Raw genomic sequence first — 15,641 nt, 5'->3', positions numbered from 1 at the left:
CTGTCGGTATTCTGCTTCATGGCGTGATCTCCCTGGCGTTGCCGCCGCCGGTCGGGTGGGTGAGTGTCCACCTGCAGATCACGCCGCCAGCCAATTTCCACCAGGTCCGAGACACAACCAATGGCCAAGTGGAGCGGATGAACCGCACGATCAAGGACGCGACCGTCAAACGCTTCCAATACGACGACCATAACCAGTTCGCACCCGCTTGGCGGACTTCATGGCCGCCTACAACTTCGCGCGCCGGCTCAAGACCCTCGGAGGGTTCACGCCCTATGAATACATCTGCAAGATGTGGACACCCGAGCCAGACAGATTCGTCCTAAACCCGATCCACCAGATGCCGGGACTGAACACCTAGGTGCCGCCTGCTCAAGTGAAGGCGTTCGCGCAAATCCGTGGCACACGCGCCAAGACCGACCGGATTGATGCCGCACTCATCGCCCGCTTTTTTGCATTCCGGCCCGAAGCAGGCCGCAGTCTTCCCGCGGAAAAGATATTCCTTCTCAATGGCTCGACGTCAAAAAGAGCGCAGCTTGTCGAGGTGCGCAAACGGCTTCTGGCGCAAATCCGCGCGCTTCAGAACTGGCCACCGCCGCGATGTTCGAGGACATCGACACCGAACTGAAGCAACGGATCGACAGCCTAATCAAGAAACTGGAAGACCGGATCACCCAGGCCGTCGCCAATGACGATCGCCTTTCGGAGACCGCCATCGTCCTCCGTTCCATCCCGGGGATCGGCCCGGTTGCCAGCGCGATGCTAATCGCAGAAATGCCCGAGATCGGCACCATCACCGGCGTAGAGGCTGCGGCACTCACTGGATTGGCTCCGGTCGCGCACGACAGCGGAACGCTTCGCGGGAAACGGGCCATCGCTGGAGGTCGTCGGGCTCTGCGGCACGTGATGTTCCAGGCGGCACTGGTCACGGCACATCACAACCCAAGCCTGAAATCCTTCGCAGATCGCCTCCGCAAGGCCGGACCGCACAAGGTCGTCACCACCGCCGTTGCCAGAAAGCTCGTCACCGTCGCGAACGCCCTGCGCAAGAGCCGTCAGAAATAGACCGCCGCGACGGCCTGAGAGATGCAGTTGCTAGTGCGTCCATTCCTGACTTACCCACTTTGTGCAACTACTTGTATTCCGAGTGCGGCGTCTAAATTTCCTTCAGGTATTGTTGCAAGATTTCATCGAAACCTTCATCAGCGACAAAGCCAAGAGCCTTCGCGCGCATGACGTCAAAGGCACCGGGCCAGCTACAGACGATGGCGCTGATACGGGTATCCTGCGTCAGCGCGACATGCGCCCGTGCCTCGGGGCCGACGAGTCGTTCCAAGCTGTCCAGCATCTCAGCCGGAGTTACGGTCAATCCCGGCAGGTCTAGCACGCGGTTTGCGCCAAGCGCCTCGGCAGGCAAGCTTCCCGCCAGAACGAGATTATCAATGGCCGCACCGGGTGAGCTGATCCAGAGCCGGGTGTCCAGCGGCACGGGACACTCAGATGGTTGGCCCGCCACGGGTTCACGGACGATCCCCGAGACGAAGGACGAGGCGGCCGAGTTCGGCTGTCCTGCGCGCACGCTGATCGTAGGCAGACGCACGATGAGACCATCGATGAAGCCCTTGCGGCTGTACTCCGCGACAAGCAGTTCTCCAATTGCCTTGCCACAGCCGTATGAGGATTGCGGCCGTGTGGCCATCGTCTCAGGTACAAGATCAGGCATCTCGCCGCCGAAGACTGCCAGCGAACTAGTGAAGACGAAGCGCGGTGCCTTTGGCAACGCGCGGCATTCCTCGAGGATCAGCCGCGTTGCATCAACGTTGATGTGCAAGCCAGTGTCAAATTCCTGCTCGGACTGACCCGAGAGGACGGCAGCAAGGTGATAGACCACGTCCGCGCCACCTGCAAATGCGCGCTTTAGGTCAGCGGCGTTGTCGATCGAACCCGACAGGCTTTCGACGCGCGAATTACCGACCGGACAGGCCGTCCGGTCCAGCGAGATGATCCGGGACTGGCTGTCCTGCGCCAGAAGGGCCGCGATCAGACGGCTACCGAGAAATCCGGCACCGCCGGTCACCACGATCTTCATATCTTTTCTCCGTTGTAGTTTGCGCCGGTCTGATCAGCGACAAGTACCTCAACTTTGCTACCCCAAAGGCCGGCGATGCTGACCCTGTCGAGCTCGACTAAGTTGCCAAGAACCCATTCCTGCCGTTCGCGTGGATCATCGCGGAGCGCGAAGATATGGCGCGGCCCAGCTAAGCCCGTCTTCGGTTCGGCTGCGCGGGTTGTACTCACAACCTAGATGGCCCTCGAAGCCGACGTGGTGGAAGGCGGCAAAGATTTCGGAATAGTTCAGTTCGCCGGTGTCGGGCTCGTTGCGGTTGGGAACGCCCGCGATCTGGACATGGCCGTAGGCGCCCTTCAAGCGCTGGATCCGGCGGATGATGTCGCCGTCCATAATCTGCGTGTGATAGACATCAAACTGCAGAAGGACGTTCCGGCGCCCCAAGCTCTCGATCAAAGCCAGCGTCGGGTCCTGATGCGCCAGGAAATAGCCGGGCACGTCGCGACTGTTCAGCGGCTCGACGCTGATCGCCGAGCCCGCTGCGCCTGCCATGTCGGCGGCCTCGCGCATGTTCTGTATCCAGACCGCCTCGCAAGCGGGAGGATCAGGCTCATTCGCCGTGATGCCCGACATAACATGAATGCGCGGGCAGTCGAGGCCGGTCGCGTATTCGACTGCCTTCTCGACGCTGGTGCGAAACTCGGCACGCTTAGACGGCCGCGCGGCGAAACCCCGCTCTCCCGCGGTCCAGTCTCCGGCGGGCGCATTGATCAGCGTCAGCACAAGACCGTTGCGGGACAGGCACTCCTTCACCGTTTCGATGGGGTGATCGTAGGGAAAGAGGAACTCCACTGCCTCGAACCCCGCCGCCGCTGCGCGATCGAAGCGGTCGAGGAAGGGGGCATCTGTGAACAGCATAGAAAGGTTCGCCGCGATCCGCGTCATGTCAGTAGCCTTCCCCCAGTTCCGCGATCTGGTCCTCTGTCAGCCAATGCCGATCATGGTTTCTCAGGATGAAATGCAGCTTTGCGGTCTCTTCCAACTCTTCCGCGTTGTTCACAGCATCCTCGATGTCCCGCCCCAGCACCACCACACCATGGGAAGCCAAAAGAAACGCCTGCGCAGTGCTGCCGCGAGCGGCCTTGGCAAGATCGTCGCCGATCGTGAGCGAGCCGGGTCGAGAATACGGGATCACCGGCATGTGTCCGATCCGCATAACATAATAGGGGGTAAAGGGACGCAGCGCATTGCCCTGCGGCAGGTCCTTAAGGCAGGATAGCGCCGTCAGCCAAGTTGAATGCAGGTGGACAATCGCCCCCGCTTCGGGACGGATCCTATAAAGCGTGCGGTGAAAGGCGAACTCCTTTGATGGCTGCGGCCCCGGACGTGGCGCGCCGTCCGGCCCAACTACCGCCAGCGCATCCACCGACAGCCGTCCAAGGCTACTGCCAGTCGGCGTGACAAGAAATCCGCCCGGCTCTTCACGGATCGAGACATTGCCAGCCCCGCCGACGGAATAGCCCCTGTCGAAGAGGCTCTTGCACAGAGCGACCAGCCGTTCCGCTTGTGCGCTCATGGGCGCGTCTCGGCCGGCTGGCAATCCATGAAGAAAGTCTCGGCACCGAAATTGCCGGATTTCAGCGCCAGGGACAGCGGCCGGTTCAGCGCCCGGACCCAAGGCACGCCGGGTGCGATCTGTGGCCCGATGGCAAAACCAGTGACGTGCAGCGCCTGCGTGACCGAGCCCGAAGTCTCTCCCCCTGCAACTACAAAGCGGCGAATGCCGCCCTTGGCCAGCCGCGCGGCGGCGGCGGCAAAAGTCCGCTCGACCGCGTCCGAGGCGGCGGCACCGTGCTGGGCTTGGATCTGTCGGAGCCGGTCCGGAGGTACGGTCGCGGTGATCAGCGGCGCAAGTCCCTGCGGTTGCGCCAGCGCCCAATTCGCCAGTTCGGCTCCATAGGCCACTGCATCCGTAATGCATTGTTCTATATTGACATCCATTGCCGGCGCGACGGCGCGATAGGCCGCCACCTGCCGGTTTGTAATGACCGAACAGGACCCCGAGATCACCACGCCCCGCCCTTCCAGCGGCGCGCCCGCATCCTGCGCCCAGGCCGCGCCGCCGCCCGAGATCGCCCGCGCGATCCCCACGCCAAGGCCCGAGCCGCCGGTGACTAGAGCCATGTCCTGGACCGCCTGCCCAAGCACGTCCAGATGCACGTCTGTGATCGCGTCCAGCACCGCGTAGCGGCACCCTTCGCCGCGCAGCGCCTCGATCCGTGCGCGCACGGCATCAGCCCCCTGATTCACCACTGCGGCCGTCACCAACCCGCAGCGGCCCTGTACTTGCCCCTCCATCAGCCGGATCAGGCTGCTATCGCGCATCGGCGTGATCGGGTGATTGCGCATCCCCGAATCCTGCAAGAGCTCCTGCCCGACGAACAGGTGGCCCATGTAGACTGAGCGTCCGTTGATCGGCAGCGCGGGGCAAAGCACAGTGATCTCGGCACCAAGCGATTTCATCAGTGCATCCGCGACGGGGCCTATATTCCCCGCGGGTGTCGAGTCGAAGGTTGAGCAATATTTCTGAAAGATGCGGCCGCAGCCCTGCGACCGCAACCAGTCCAGTGCGGAAAGGCTGTCCGCAACTGCCTGATCTGCGGGATTTGAGCGGCTCTTGAGCGAGATCACGACGGCATCGGCATCTACCACCGTTCCCGCCGCCGGAATGCCGATCAGCTGCGTTGTGCGCAGTCCTCCTGCAACCAAAAAACCCGCGATGTCCGTCGCGCCGGTGAAATCATCCGCGATGACGCCCAGCTTCATGCCTTGCCCTCCGGCAGGGCGATCGCCCAGAAGGTCCTGAGCACCAGGCTGTCATTCTCTTGAACGTGACCCATGTTGGAAGGCTGCTGGAACATCAGATAGAGCTGTTGGCAAAGTTGGTGTGCTGCGCCAAGCCAATTGGAGCATCGGAGAATAAGGCGGGATCCATAAGAGACAGTTTGTCCGAAATTTCCGGCCGAAAATCCATGTGAGCGAAAAGATCCCGTTCGAGATCAATGCCTGGCGCGATTTCCTCCAGCCGAAGACGCCCCTTCGCTATGCGGAAAACAGCGCGTTCAGTGACGAACAGAGCACGGCGCCCCTCTTCGGTCGCAAAGGCGCCGGAATAGGAAACCTGCTGGATCGTGTCACGGAATTTGCGGTGGCGCCCCTCGGATACAATGCGCAACGTGCCGTCTTCACAGGCGATCTCTAGTCCCCCAGCTGTGAAGGTGCCGCTGAACACAGTTTCTTTCGCGTTTTGGCTGATGTTTACAAAACCTCCGATGCCGACGATGGTGCCGTTGAATCGGCTGATGTTCACATCGCCCTGCCCATTCACCTCGACAAAGCTGAGGAAGGCCCGGTCAATGCCGCCGCCGTCGTAGAAGTCGAACTGATAGGGCTGATCAACCATTGCCGCCCAGTTCTGCGCCGCGCCGGAATCAGGGCCGGTCAACGGGGCACCGCCGATGAAGCCTTGTTCGTTGGTCAGAACGATCCGGTCCAGCACCCCCTCTTCGGCTGCAACCGCGGAGATCCCTGTCGAGATGCCCGCGCCGATGTTGCAGATCGTGTTCGGACGCAACTCCAACGCTGCCCGGCGCGCGATGATCTTGCGCGGCCCAAAGGGAAGCGGCCGGATACGGTCCAGCGGTACCCGCAGCTCGCCGGCATAGGACGGATCATAGTCGGTGGCATAGGTCTGGCGCTGATCGGGCGCAACGGCGACATGATCGACGAGAATGCCCGGAATGCGAACATCGCGGGCGTGCAAGGTGCCGCGCCGCGCCACGCGTTTGACTTGCACGATGACCTTGCCGCCCATGCGACGCACGGCTTGAGCAGTAGAGAGCATCTCGCCGGGAACGGCCTCCTGCTCCATCGAAATGTTGCCGTCCTCGTCCGCGGTCGTTCCCCGCAGAAAGGCGACGTCAATCTGGAACGGCAGGAACCGCAACCAGTCCTGGCCGTCGATCTGGATCAGTTCGACCCGCTTCTCGGTCGCCGTACCGCCTTGCAGCCCCCCCGCTTGGCGCGGATCGACAAAGGTATGCAGCCCCGTCCGGGTGATCAGGCCCGGACGGCCGGCCGCCATCTCTCGCATCAGTTGCGACAGGACGCCCTGAGGCAGAGTATAGGCCTCGATCTCGTTCACCATTGCCATCGGAATAAAGGCCGGTGCATCCACAAGCGCGCTGGTAATCAGGCGACGCACCATGCCGGGTTGCGCCAGATGCGCCGCCCCTCGTTCTGCCCGGTCGCCAATGCCAACGACATGCGCCAGCGTCAGCCCTGAGGGCGCCCCACTCTGCCGGAAGCGTTCACCAAGTGCTGCAAGCAGAGCCTCGGGAACGGCGTGGCCGCCTCCGGACCCGCTGGCGATCAATGAGCCTCCAGAGCCGACCAGCTCGGCTGCCTGAGCAGGAGTGATGAATTTCACGTCGGACCTCGTCTGCGGATGTGATTGACTTCGTACAATCCCTTCTGTAACCGGTTACACGAAGAACATCAAGTGAGCGACAGAGGAAAGGATAAAAGCTCTGTCGCAGCCGCAGCCAAGAGAAGGATCAGGAATGGGCACGTCAGGTCTCGATTACGTCAAGGTTGGAGAAGTCTTCACGTTTGCCAAGACAGTAGGTGAGGTTGATGTTACGCTGTTCGCAGGCCTGACAGGCGATTTCAGCGACACGCACATCAACGAACAGTACATGCGTGAGAAGTCATCGCTTGGCTCCCGGATTGCGCATGGTGCTTTGATAGTCGGTTACATGTCAACGGTTTCAACCATATCGATTGCGCATATCATCCATCGCGATGGGCTGGAGGATTTCCCCGTTTCGGCTGGCTATGACAAAATCCGCTTCTTGCGGCCGACTTTTCTCGGCGACACGGTGACGACAACCTACGAGATTGTCGAGATCGACCGCGAAGGGGGAAAGAGCTACGCCAAGATGGAATGCCGCAATCAGCGCAACGAACTGCTCGCGGTCGGCACCCACGTCATGAGGTGGGCACGCAAGCTGCATCAGAAGACTGTCGAGGCGACGGCATGACCCCTTTGCGCGGGCAAGGCGTACTTGCCATCTGGAATGGCATTGCGCCGGGGCATGATGCCGAGTTCCTGCGCTGGCATGTGGGCGAGCATATCCCCGAACGGCTGTCGGTGCCTGGCTTCCGCCGCGCCCGTCGCTATGTCGCCCTGAAAGCTGAACCGGCCTATTTCAACTTCTACGAGGTTGACGATCCGTCGGTCCTGTCTTCGTCCGCCTATCTTGCGCGGCTGAACGATCCGACGCCATGGACGCAATCGGTCGTGCCTTATTTCACTGATACGGCGCGGACCCTGTGCCGGGTCGCGGACAGCCGGGGGCATGGTGTCGGCCGTGCAATGGTCGCGCTGCGCCTGCCCAGCCCAGAGACCCCTGCCCTGTCCGCACTGGTTGCCGAGCTTGTCGCCGACCCGGACATCTGCGCGGTACATCTTCTGGAACAGGCCGAGGCCCCCGCTGCTTCGACCCGCGAACAGCAGATGCGGGCGCAGCCAGACGAGACGGTGGCCGCCATTCTGCTCATCGAAGGGGCAGACCCGCAGGCGGTGGCGCAGGCAGCCGACCGGCTGGCGGATGATACGGCGATCACCCGGGCAATCGGCGCCCTCCCTCTGCGGCGCGGCCTTTACACCCTTGATTTTCTCATGGACTGTCCGCTGGCAGCTCATGACCACCCATAAGGAGCAGCTATGAAACTTGTGCGTTACGGCGCGCCGGGGCAGGAAAAGCCCGGCATGATCGATGAGGACGGAGCCTTGCGCGACCTGTCCGGCCATGTAGCCGACATCACCGGCCGGGCCTTCGAGGCTGGCCTCATGGAAACGCTGCGCGGCATCGACCCGGCCACCCTGCCCCGCGTCGAAGGCTCGCCCCGGATCGGGCCCTGCGTCGGCGACGTGCGCACGTTCTGGGCCATTGGGCTGAACTATACTGACCATGCCGAGGAAACCGGCGCGGCTATCCCACGCGAGCCGATCCTGTTCAACAAGGCCGCCTCCTGCATTGTCGGGCCTTATGACGACGTGATCCTGCCGCCTGGCTCGGTCGAGGCTGATTGGGAAGTCGAACTGGCGTTGCTGATCGGCAAACGGACCTACCGAGTGTCCGAGGCCGAGGCGAGCGACGCTATTGCCGGGTATTTCGTCTGCAACGACGTGTCCGAACGGGAGTATCAGCTGAAGCGCGAAGGATTGTGGACCAAGGGCAAGTGCTGCCCAACCTTCGGTCCGATCGGACCGTGGTTGGTCACTCCAGAGGAATTCGGCGACGCTCAGGACAAGAGCCTGTGGCTAGACCTGAACCATAAGCGGACGCAGACCGGGCACACCTCACGCATGATCTTCAGTGTGGCGCATATCGTGTCCTATGTCAGCCAGTTCCTGATCCTTGAGGCAGGCGACATCATTACGACCGGTACGCCGCCGGGCGTCGGCCTGGGGATGGAGCCTAACGTATTCCTGAAGCCCGGCGACGAGATGCGCCTTGGGATCGACGGGCTTGGCGAGCAGCGCCAGCGGGTTGTAGCCTCTCCGGGTTGACATCCTCGCCTTCTGTCGCCGCGCGGCGTAAGCACGCGGCGGCACGTAATCCGGGGGCAGCATGACACGACAAAACAACCAAACGGCCGCAACACCGCAAGGTGCGCGCAAGTCCACAGGCTTGCGCCAGGTTGCGGCCATCGCGGGTGTCTCTACGGCCACGGTGTCGCGGGTTCTCAACAATCCCCACAGCGTGTCCGAAGGGCTGCGCACGCGGGTGATGATGGTGATCGACCAGCTAGGCTGGGTGCCGAACGCGGCGGCGCGGGCCTTGTCGTCCAACCGCACTGGAGCGGTGGGCGCCATCTTTCCAACCTTGGGCGTCGGCGACTTCGCCCGCGCCATCGATGCGATGCAGGACGCGCTGTCGGCCCGCAACTACCTGCTGCTGCTGGCGCGTTCACGGTATGATGCCGATCTGGAGTTGGTCCAGGCGCGCAAGCTGGTGGAACGAGGCGTGGATGGGCTGATCCTAGTCGGCCGCACACGGTCCGCCGAATACGAGCAGTTTCTCGACCGCCTCAGCATCCCCTATCTGAACGCCTTTGTTTACGATGAGGCGACGCCCGCACCCTGCGTTGGCCCTGACAACGCCCGTGCCATGGCCGAGATGGTGGACTATCTGGTCTCTTTGGGGCATCGCCGGTTCGGCATGATCGCCCAGACCACCCGCAACAACGACCGTGCCGCAGCTCGCCGGGACGGAGTGCGGGATGCGCTGGCGCGATACGGTCTCGCAATTCAGCCGCAGGCCATGGCCGAGGGCGAATGGTCCATCGCCGAAGGACGCAAGTTGCTGCGCCTGACATTAGAAGCGACGCCGCGTCCCACGGCAATAATCTGCGGCAACGCACTGCTGGCCATCGGCGCTGTCCTCGAGGCAGCCGCAATAGGCGTGGCCGTGCCAGAAGATCTATCTATCGTAGGGTATGACGATACCGAGATGATGTCGGAGTTGCCCACCCCCGTCACGACCGTGCGCGTTGCCTCGGAACAGGTTGGACAATGCGCAGCGGACCTGATCATCGACATGCTGGAAGGCAAGTCTCCCGTCACAGGCGCGCGCATCCCAAGCGAAATCGTTGTGCGCCAGACGACCGGCCCCGTGCCACACAAATGAGGGCGGCAAAGCCGCAGTTCATATCTTGAATTATCAAGCCGGGGGTTGACGAGCAGCAGTTTCATGCGGCATGATGTAACCGGTTACAAGCCTCCTAAGGAGCTTGTTGTGGGAGGAGTTTTATTATGAACAGACGTAACTTGGTTCTTTCGGTTGGTGTCACGGCGCTCGGGTTGGGGATTTCGATGCAAACGGTATCAGCACAAGCGGCATGGCCGACCGAGCCAATCCAGATCGTCGTGCCTTGGGCCGCAGGTGGCGCTACGGACGCGATCATGCGCATCTTGGCCGGAGAGGTCTCGAACGCGCTTGAGATTCCGGTGACTGTAGTCAACCAGACCGGCGCACGTGGTACGGTCGGCACCAACGCCGTTCTGAATGCGCCGGCAGACGGTTACACTTGGGCATCGGGCGGCGTGCAGGACCTAGGGACCTACAAGGTGCAGGGCCTTCTGGATACCGAACTGGAGGACTGGCACCTTTTCATCGCGGTGCTGAATGCGCCAGTTCTCAGCGTTGGAGCGGACAGTGAACTAAACAGTCCAACCGATGTCGCGACCTTCATGAATGAAAATCCGGCCCAGCTGACTGTCGGCACCTCGGGCATTCCCTCGACGGCCTATTCGGCCATTCAGGCCTTCCAGTCCCATGTGGGGGGCGATTTCCGTGCGGTTGCCTATGACGGCGATGCACCGACAATGGTCGCCGTCGTGTCCGGCGAGGTCATGGCGACGACCCAATCCGGGCCGGGACAAGCCGCGATGATCAAGGGTGGTCGCGTCAAGCCGCTGGCCGTGCTGTCCGACCAGCCGCTCATGATCGAGGGCGTGGACGAGATTCCTCCGGTGACGCAGTTCTATCCTGACTTCTCGGCGCCTGGCGTGACCATCCAGGTTGGTGTCTTTCTGCCCGAGGGCGTTCCTCAGGAGGTTCTGGACCGCATGACAGAGGTCTGGGACAACGAAATCGTCAACTCCGAAGCGTTGCAGGCCTATGCCCTTGAGAACGGCGCAATTTTCCGCCCCATGCACGGGGAAGAAGCAATGAAGATGGCCCGCTCGGCCGTGGCCGCCGTTGCGTGGCAGATGCATGAGGATGGCACGACGTCCGTCTCGCCAGATGAGGTTGGCATCCCTCGCCCCTGATCGCGCGGCCGCGCTCGGGCCAGGCCCGAGCGCCCATTTCAAGGAGACAATCGTGCAACATGACAGCGATCGCAGGAGCGATCTCTGGTCCGGGCTGTTCTGGATCGTGCTCGGGCTGGCGATCGTAGTGCATTCCGCAGGCATGCCCGTGCCCCGCAATTTAGGCGCCACCACTCTAACAGGGCCAGGGTTCCTGCCCATGATCTTGGGTGGGATGCTGGCGCTCTTGGGAGTGGTTCTGATGATCCGAGCGCGACGCGCTAGTGGTGCGGATGCGCAGACATCGCCGGCGCCCGCAGATCAGGTCCCGTCGGGCGTCGTTCAGGCAAACGCACCTGAACCAGACCCTGCTCCCGAAGAAACCTCAAACATGCGCGCTGCCATCGCATTGATGCTGATGGTCGCCTATGCCGCGTCGCTGGCGCTGCGCCAGCCTTTCATTCCGTGCACGACCCTTTTCGTTACCGTCTTCGTCACCGTCTTCAACTGGCAGGACCGCAATACGGGCAAACGCCTGAGTACGATCATCGGCGCTCTGCTTCTAGCCGGCGCCACCGCCATCGCGATCGAGTTCATCTTCGAACAGATCTTCTTCGTCCGACTGCCCTGAGGGTGCCATGTTCGACTTCCTGCCTTTCCTGCTGACAGGTTTTTCCAACCTGCTTGGCATTCAGACGTTGGCCCTAGCCGCAGCGGCCTGCGTCGGCGGCCTGATCATCGGCGCCCTGCCCGGCCTGACGGCGACCATGGGCCTAGCGCTCTTGACGACCATGACGCTGCACATGAACAGCAACGACGCCATTCTGATCCTGATCTGCACCTACGTGATGGCGATCTATGGCGGCAGCCGCAGCGCGATCCTCCTGAACATCCCCGGCACGCCCTCATCGGCGGCAACCGCGCTGGACGGCTATGTCCTGGCACGCCAAGGCCGTGCAGGCGAGGCAATGGGGCTAGCCACCGTCGGATCAGTGCTGGGCACTCTGGTGGGCATTTTTCTATTGGCCGTCATCACTCCTCCATTGGGCGAATTTGCGCTGTCCTTCGGCGCCTATGAGTTCTTCTGGTTAGCCCTCGCCGGCGTCATGCTGTCGGGCAATCTGGCGGGCACCGACCCGATCAAGGGCTGGATCGCAGGCATTCTGGGCCTGATGGTAGCTATGATTGGACAGGAGCCAGCTTACGGTTACCCGCGCTTTGCCTTCGGCTTCCCCGAACTGACCGGAGGCATTCAGTTGCTGCCAGCCATGGTCGGTGCCTTTGGCTTTGCCGAGGTGCTGTATGTACTGCGCAGCAAGGCCAACGCTTCCATTAGCGACGCATCGGACCGGATCATCCCCCGGATGCGCGACATCGTGGCGCTTCGCTGGACCGCGCTGCGCTCGGGCGTGATCGGCACCTTTACGGGCCTGCTGCCTGGTGTGGGCGAGGATATCGGAGCATGGGGTTCCTATGCGGTGGCAAAGCGCCTCTCGAAGACGCCCGAGAAGTTCGGTCGCGGCTCGACCGAGGGACTGATGGCGGCCGAGACCGGCAATAACGCTTCGGTTCCCGGCGCGCTGATCCCGGTCCTGACCCTCGGTATCCCGGGATCGGGCGTGGCGGCCGTGCTGATGGCGGCGCTGATCATCCACGGTGCGCAGCCCGGGCCGCTGATGATGACCACGAACCCGCAGATGATCTATGACATCATCGCCATGCTGGTGCTGGCAACCTTGGGTATCTTGATCTTCGGCCTCAGCCTGACGCGGCTGATGATCCTGGTGCTGAAGGTGAAGGACACTTGGCTGATGCCAGTTATCGCGGTGCTCTGCCTGGTTGGCCCCTATGCGATCCAGTCCAGCTATTTCGACATCTGGGTGGTGGTGTTCTTCGGTGTCGTCGGTCTCGGTCTGCGGTTGATGAACTACCCGATGGCGCCGCTGGTCCTCGGCATCGTGCTGGGCACCATCCTGGACAGCAACCTGCGCCGGTCGGTGACACTGGCCAACGGCGACTTCACCGCGTTCTTCACACGCCCGATCTCGGCTTTCCTTTGCGTGATCGTCGTGGCGATGGTCTTGGCGCAGATTGGACCGGTGCGGCGTGCGGTCGGTCGAGGTTTGGACGCCCTGCGTGGGGCGCGGTCGTGATGGCAATCTCAGGCCAAACGCGCTTTGTCGTCATGCTTGGCGACCCGGTGGTGCAGGTCAAGACGCCCACCGCTTTCCAGGCTTGGGCTTCGGCGGAGAGACGCGACATTGTGATGATACCGATGCGCGTGGCGCCGTCGGATCTGCCGGCCACGCTGACGGCCCTTCGCGGCTGGCAGAACTGCTGCGGCGCTGTCGTGACCTACCCACACAAGCAGGCCGTCGCCGCCAAGCTGGACGGGGCAACGGCGGCCGTCAGCTTAGTCGGGGCGTGCAACGTCGTCCGGCGGCTGCCCGATGGCCGTCTACTGGGAGGGATGACCGACGGGATCGGGTTCGTGCGCGCGCTCTCCCAGAACGGCTTCGACCCTGCCGGGCGCGACGTTCAGGTCGTCGGTGCAGGCGGCGCAGGATCGGCCATTGCGCTGGCGCTGATCGAGGCAGGTGCCGGGCGTCTGGTTCTGTCGGATCGTAATGCCGAACTGGCTCATAGGATTACCAGCCAGTTGAAGGCCTCGTTTCCCGAGCGGCGGATACTGACGGCGAGACCTGAAGATTTCGATTGTGCCATGGCCTGTAATGCCACGCCGGTCGGCATGAACGGTGATCCGGCTCATCCGCTGCGGCTGGAAGACCTGCCGGAACATTGCTTTGTCGCGGATATCGTGCCAGAACCGCCTCTGACCTCCTGGCTGCGTGCCGCCAAAGATCGTGGTCACGCAATTCAAACCGGTCCTGACATGGTGAAAGCTCAGTTGCCCGCTGTCGTTGAGCATCTTGATCTTTGAAGCCCCCGAGGTTGGAAAACTGGAACTGTAGGGGCACCGTCAACTTTACGGTCTGGCCGACCTCGCGGTTGCCGGATAGCCTTTGCAGATGACGACCAATCGCGCCGCTCTTTATGCTGGCCACCGCTATCCGGCGGCGGTTATTGCCCACGCCGTCTGGCTCTACTTCCGCTTCCCGCTGAGCCTGAGGATGGTCGAGGAGATGCTGGCCGAGCGCGGCATCGTGGTGAGCCACGAAACCATCCGCCGGTGGGCACTGAAGTTCGGCCGCGCGTACGCTGCCGAGATCCGCCGGCGCCAAAGGGCGACGGGTGACAAGTGGCATCTTGACGAGGTGGCAATCTCGATCGCCGGCAAGACGCACGGCTCTGGCGTGCCGTCGACCAGCAAGGCGTAGTGCTCGACATTCTCGTCCAGAGCCACCGCGACGCCCGGGCCGCCAAGCGCCTGTTGCGCAAGTTGATGAAGCGGCAGGGGCGCGTTCCACGGGTCATGGTGACCGACAAGCTGCGGAGCTACTGCGCAGCTGCAAGAACGCTAATGCCCGGCGTCGAGCACCGCCAGCACAAGGTCTCAACAACCGCGCAGAGAACAGCTATCGGCCCTCCCGACGACGGGAGCGGATCATGAAGCGCTTCAAGTCACCCGGACGGGCGCAGCGGTTCCTCGCCATCCACGGCCAGGTTGCCAATCTCTTCAGAACGCCAACCACCGCCCCGCCGATCACCGACAAACGAAACGACAGGCTCACGCGATCCGGGCCGACGTCGCGACGGTTGCCGTCGCTTGACGTGCCGACGAAGTCGGCGCTCTTCCACCTCAACGTCGCAAGTTGACGATGACGGTGCGCCATCTGGTCGACCGCTCGGTCCGCATGGCCGTGGGGGAACGCCGGGTGACGGCGCTGATCTTCCCCAACGACCTGCAGGAGGAGGCGTATGAGGAACCGCCCCGCGCGCATGGCGCGGTCATGTCGGGCGTGGGCTATACCCGCCCCCGCGTCGTCCCCTATGACGCCGACCTGCATCGCGCGGCCGATGTGCTGAACGCGGGGTCGAAGGTCGCGATCCTCGTGGGGGCCGGCGCCCTGCACGCCACCGACGAGGTCATCCAGGTGGCCGAGACGCTTGGCGCCGGGGCGGCCAAGGCCCTTCTGGGCAAGGCCGCGCTGCCCGACGACCTGCCCTGGGTGACCGGCTCGATCGGACTTCTGGGCACCGAGGCCAGCCACGAGCTGATGATGAACTGCGACACGCTGCTGATGATCGGTTCGGGCTTTCCCTATTCCGAGTTCCTGCCCGAAGAGGGCCAGGCGCGGGGCGTGCAGATCGACCTTGACCCGGGGATGCTGTCGATCCGCTATCCGATGGAGGTGAACCTTGTCGGCGACAGCGCCGAAACTCTGCGCGCGCTGCTGCCGCTGTTGCAGCGCAAGGAGGATCGGTCCTGGCGCGAGACCGTCGAAAAGAGCGTCGCGAAATCCTGGGAGACGCTGGAGGACCGGGCAATGCAGCCGGCCAACCCGGTGAACCCGCAGCGCATCTTCTGGGAGCTGTCTCCCCGCCTGCCCGATAATGCGATCCTGACCTCGGATTCCGGGTCCTGCGCGAACTGGTACGCGCGCGACCTGGGCAGATTCAACCGGTCGTCGCAACACCCCATGATTGGAGATGTTGTTGATGTCAGGAAGACGGAAGTCGGAGCGTTCGACGCGACGCAAATTATCCTCGCCAGGTCGGCCACCAGTCTGG

At 62.7% G+C, this 15,641-nt stretch carries 16 protein-coding genes and 3 pseudogenes; 13 read left to right on the top strand and 6 right to left on the bottom strand.

Going from position 1 to position 15,641, the window contains the following annotated elements:
* Nucleotides 1-191: hypothetical protein (locus OC159_RS18470; protein WP_265502666.1), on the bottom strand; the 191-nt coding region annotated here is incomplete at its 3' end.
* On the opposite strand from OC159_RS18470, the pseudogene OC159_RS18465 reads away from it, so the two are divergent.
* The 3 genes and pseudogenes from OC159_RS18465 to OC159_RS18455 form a co-directional block, all read left to right on the top strand.
* Nucleotides 117-361 (top strand): annotated as a pseudogene (locus OC159_RS18465) (integrase core domain-containing protein); the annotation flags it as partial. The gene OC159_RS18470 and the pseudogene OC159_RS18465 overlap by 75 nt on opposite strands.
* Nucleotides 362-628 (top strand): IS110 family transposase, encoded by a 267-nt coding sequence (locus tag OC159_RS18460; protein ID WP_407674154.1) that lies wholly within the window; start codon nucleotides 362-364, stop codon nucleotides 626-628.
* Nucleotides 601-1,065 carry a transposase gene (locus tag OC159_RS18455; RefSeq protein WP_265502665.1) on the top strand — a complete coding sequence of 155 codons (465 nt, stop codon included), beginning with the start codon at nucleotides 601-603 and terminating at the stop codon, nucleotides 1,063-1,065. The genes OC159_RS18460 and OC159_RS18455 overlap by 28 nt, the downstream gene beginning before the upstream one ends.
* Before the next feature lie 91 nt (nucleotides 1,066-1,156).
* Here OC159_RS18455 and denD read toward each other — a convergent pair whose 3' ends face one another.
* From denD to OC159_RS18430, 5 genes are all read right to left on the bottom strand, one after another.
* The gene (gene denD, locus OC159_RS18450; protein WP_265502664.1) at nucleotides 1,157-2,089 is read right to left on the bottom strand and encodes a D-erythronate dehydrogenase; all 933 of its coding nucleotides are present in this window, start codon (nucleotides 2,087-2,089) and stop codon (nucleotides 1,157-1,159) included.
* Nucleotides 2,090-2,224: 135 nt separating this feature from the next.
* Nucleotides 2,225-3,013, bottom strand: a complete 789-nt coding sequence (gene otnI, locus OC159_RS18445) for a 2-oxo-tetronate isomerase (protein WP_265502663.1) — start codon at nucleotides 3,011-3,013, stop codon at nucleotides 2,225-2,227.
* Nucleotide 3,014: 1 nt separating this feature from the next.
* Nucleotides 3,015-3,644, bottom strand: coding sequence for a 3-oxo-tetronate 4-phosphate decarboxylase (gene otnC / locus OC159_RS18440; protein ID WP_265502662.1), 630 nt, complete (start codon nucleotides 3,642-3,644; stop codon nucleotides 3,015-3,017).
* Nucleotides 3,641-4,894 (bottom strand): 3-oxo-tetronate kinase, encoded by a 1,254-nt coding sequence (gene otnK, locus OC159_RS18435; protein WP_265502661.1) that lies wholly within the window; start codon nucleotides 4,892-4,894, stop codon nucleotides 3,641-3,643. The genes otnC and otnK overlap by 4 nt, the downstream gene beginning before the upstream one ends.
* A gap of 94 nt (nucleotides 4,895-4,988) precedes the next feature.
* Complete coding sequence (locus OC159_RS18430; protein WP_265502660.1) at nucleotides 4,989-6,557, bottom strand: acyl CoA:acetate/3-ketoacid CoA transferase; 1,569 nt, start codon at nucleotides 6,555-6,557, stop codon at nucleotides 4,989-4,991.
* Nucleotides 6,558-6,690: 133 nt separating this feature from the next.
* Between OC159_RS18430 and OC159_RS18425 the strand changes: the two genes are divergently transcribed.
* The 10 genes and pseudogenes from OC159_RS18425 to OC159_RS20375 all read left to right on the top strand — a co-directional run.
* Nucleotides 6,691-7,170, top strand: coding sequence for a MaoC family dehydratase (locus OC159_RS18425; protein WP_265502659.1), 480 nt, complete (start codon nucleotides 6,691-6,693; stop codon nucleotides 7,168-7,170).
* Nucleotides 7,167-7,847 carry a DUF4286 family protein gene (locus OC159_RS18420; protein ID WP_265502658.1) on the top strand — a complete coding sequence of 227 codons (681 nt, stop codon included), beginning with the start codon at nucleotides 7,167-7,169 and terminating at the stop codon, nucleotides 7,845-7,847. The genes OC159_RS18425 and OC159_RS18420 overlap by 4 nt, the downstream gene beginning before the upstream one ends.
* A gap of 9 nt (nucleotides 7,848-7,856) precedes the next feature.
* The gene (locus tag OC159_RS18415; RefSeq protein ID WP_265502657.1) at nucleotides 7,857-8,705 is read left to right on the top strand and encodes a fumarylacetoacetate hydrolase family protein; all 849 of its coding nucleotides are present in this window, start codon (nucleotides 7,857-7,859) and stop codon (nucleotides 8,703-8,705) included.
* Nucleotides 8,706-8,826: 121 nt separating this feature from the next.
* Complete coding sequence (locus OC159_RS18410; protein WP_265502656.1) at nucleotides 8,827-9,825, top strand: LacI family DNA-binding transcriptional regulator; 999 nt, start codon at nucleotides 8,827-8,829, stop codon at nucleotides 9,823-9,825.
* Nucleotides 9,826-9,950: 125 nt separating this feature from the next.
* Nucleotides 9,951-10,970 (top strand): Bug family tripartite tricarboxylate transporter substrate binding protein, encoded by a 1,020-nt coding sequence (locus OC159_RS18405; RefSeq protein ID WP_265502654.1) that lies wholly within the window; start codon nucleotides 9,951-9,953, stop codon nucleotides 10,968-10,970.
* Between the two features lie 52 nt (nucleotides 10,971-11,022).
* Complete coding sequence (locus tag OC159_RS18400) at nucleotides 11,023-11,580, top strand: tripartite tricarboxylate transporter TctB family protein (protein WP_265502652.1); 558 nt, start codon at nucleotides 11,023-11,025, stop codon at nucleotides 11,578-11,580.
* A gap of 7 nt (nucleotides 11,581-11,587) precedes the next feature.
* Nucleotides 11,588-13,102, top strand: coding sequence for a tripartite tricarboxylate transporter permease (locus OC159_RS18395; protein WP_265502651.1), 1,515 nt, complete (start codon nucleotides 11,588-11,590; stop codon nucleotides 13,100-13,102).
* A gap of 32 nt (nucleotides 13,103-13,134) precedes the next feature.
* A complete protein-coding gene (locus tag OC159_RS18390) occupies nucleotides 13,135-13,890 on the top strand; it encodes a shikimate dehydrogenase family protein (RefSeq protein WP_265502650.1) in 756 nt (251 codons plus the stop codon).
* A gap of 75 nt (nucleotides 13,891-13,965) precedes the next feature.
* Nucleotides 13,966-14,597, top strand: a pseudogene (locus OC159_RS18385) (IS6 family transposase); the annotation flags it as partial.
* A 131-nt stretch (nucleotides 14,598-14,728) separates the two neighbouring features.
* Nucleotides 14,729-15,244 (top strand): annotated as a pseudogene (locus OC159_RS20375) (thiamine pyrophosphate-requiring protein); the annotation flags it as partial.
* Nucleotides 15,245-15,641: the final 397 nt, after the last annotated feature.

It is taken from the genome of Paracoccus beibuensis (assembly GCF_026162625.1).
Classification (GTDB): Bacteria; Pseudomonadota; Alphaproteobacteria; order Rhodobacterales; family Rhodobacteraceae; genus Paracoccus; species Paracoccus beibuensis.
The sequence above is the reverse complement of the archived record's forward strand: the minus strand, read 5'-3'. Positions and strand labels throughout refer to the sequence as shown.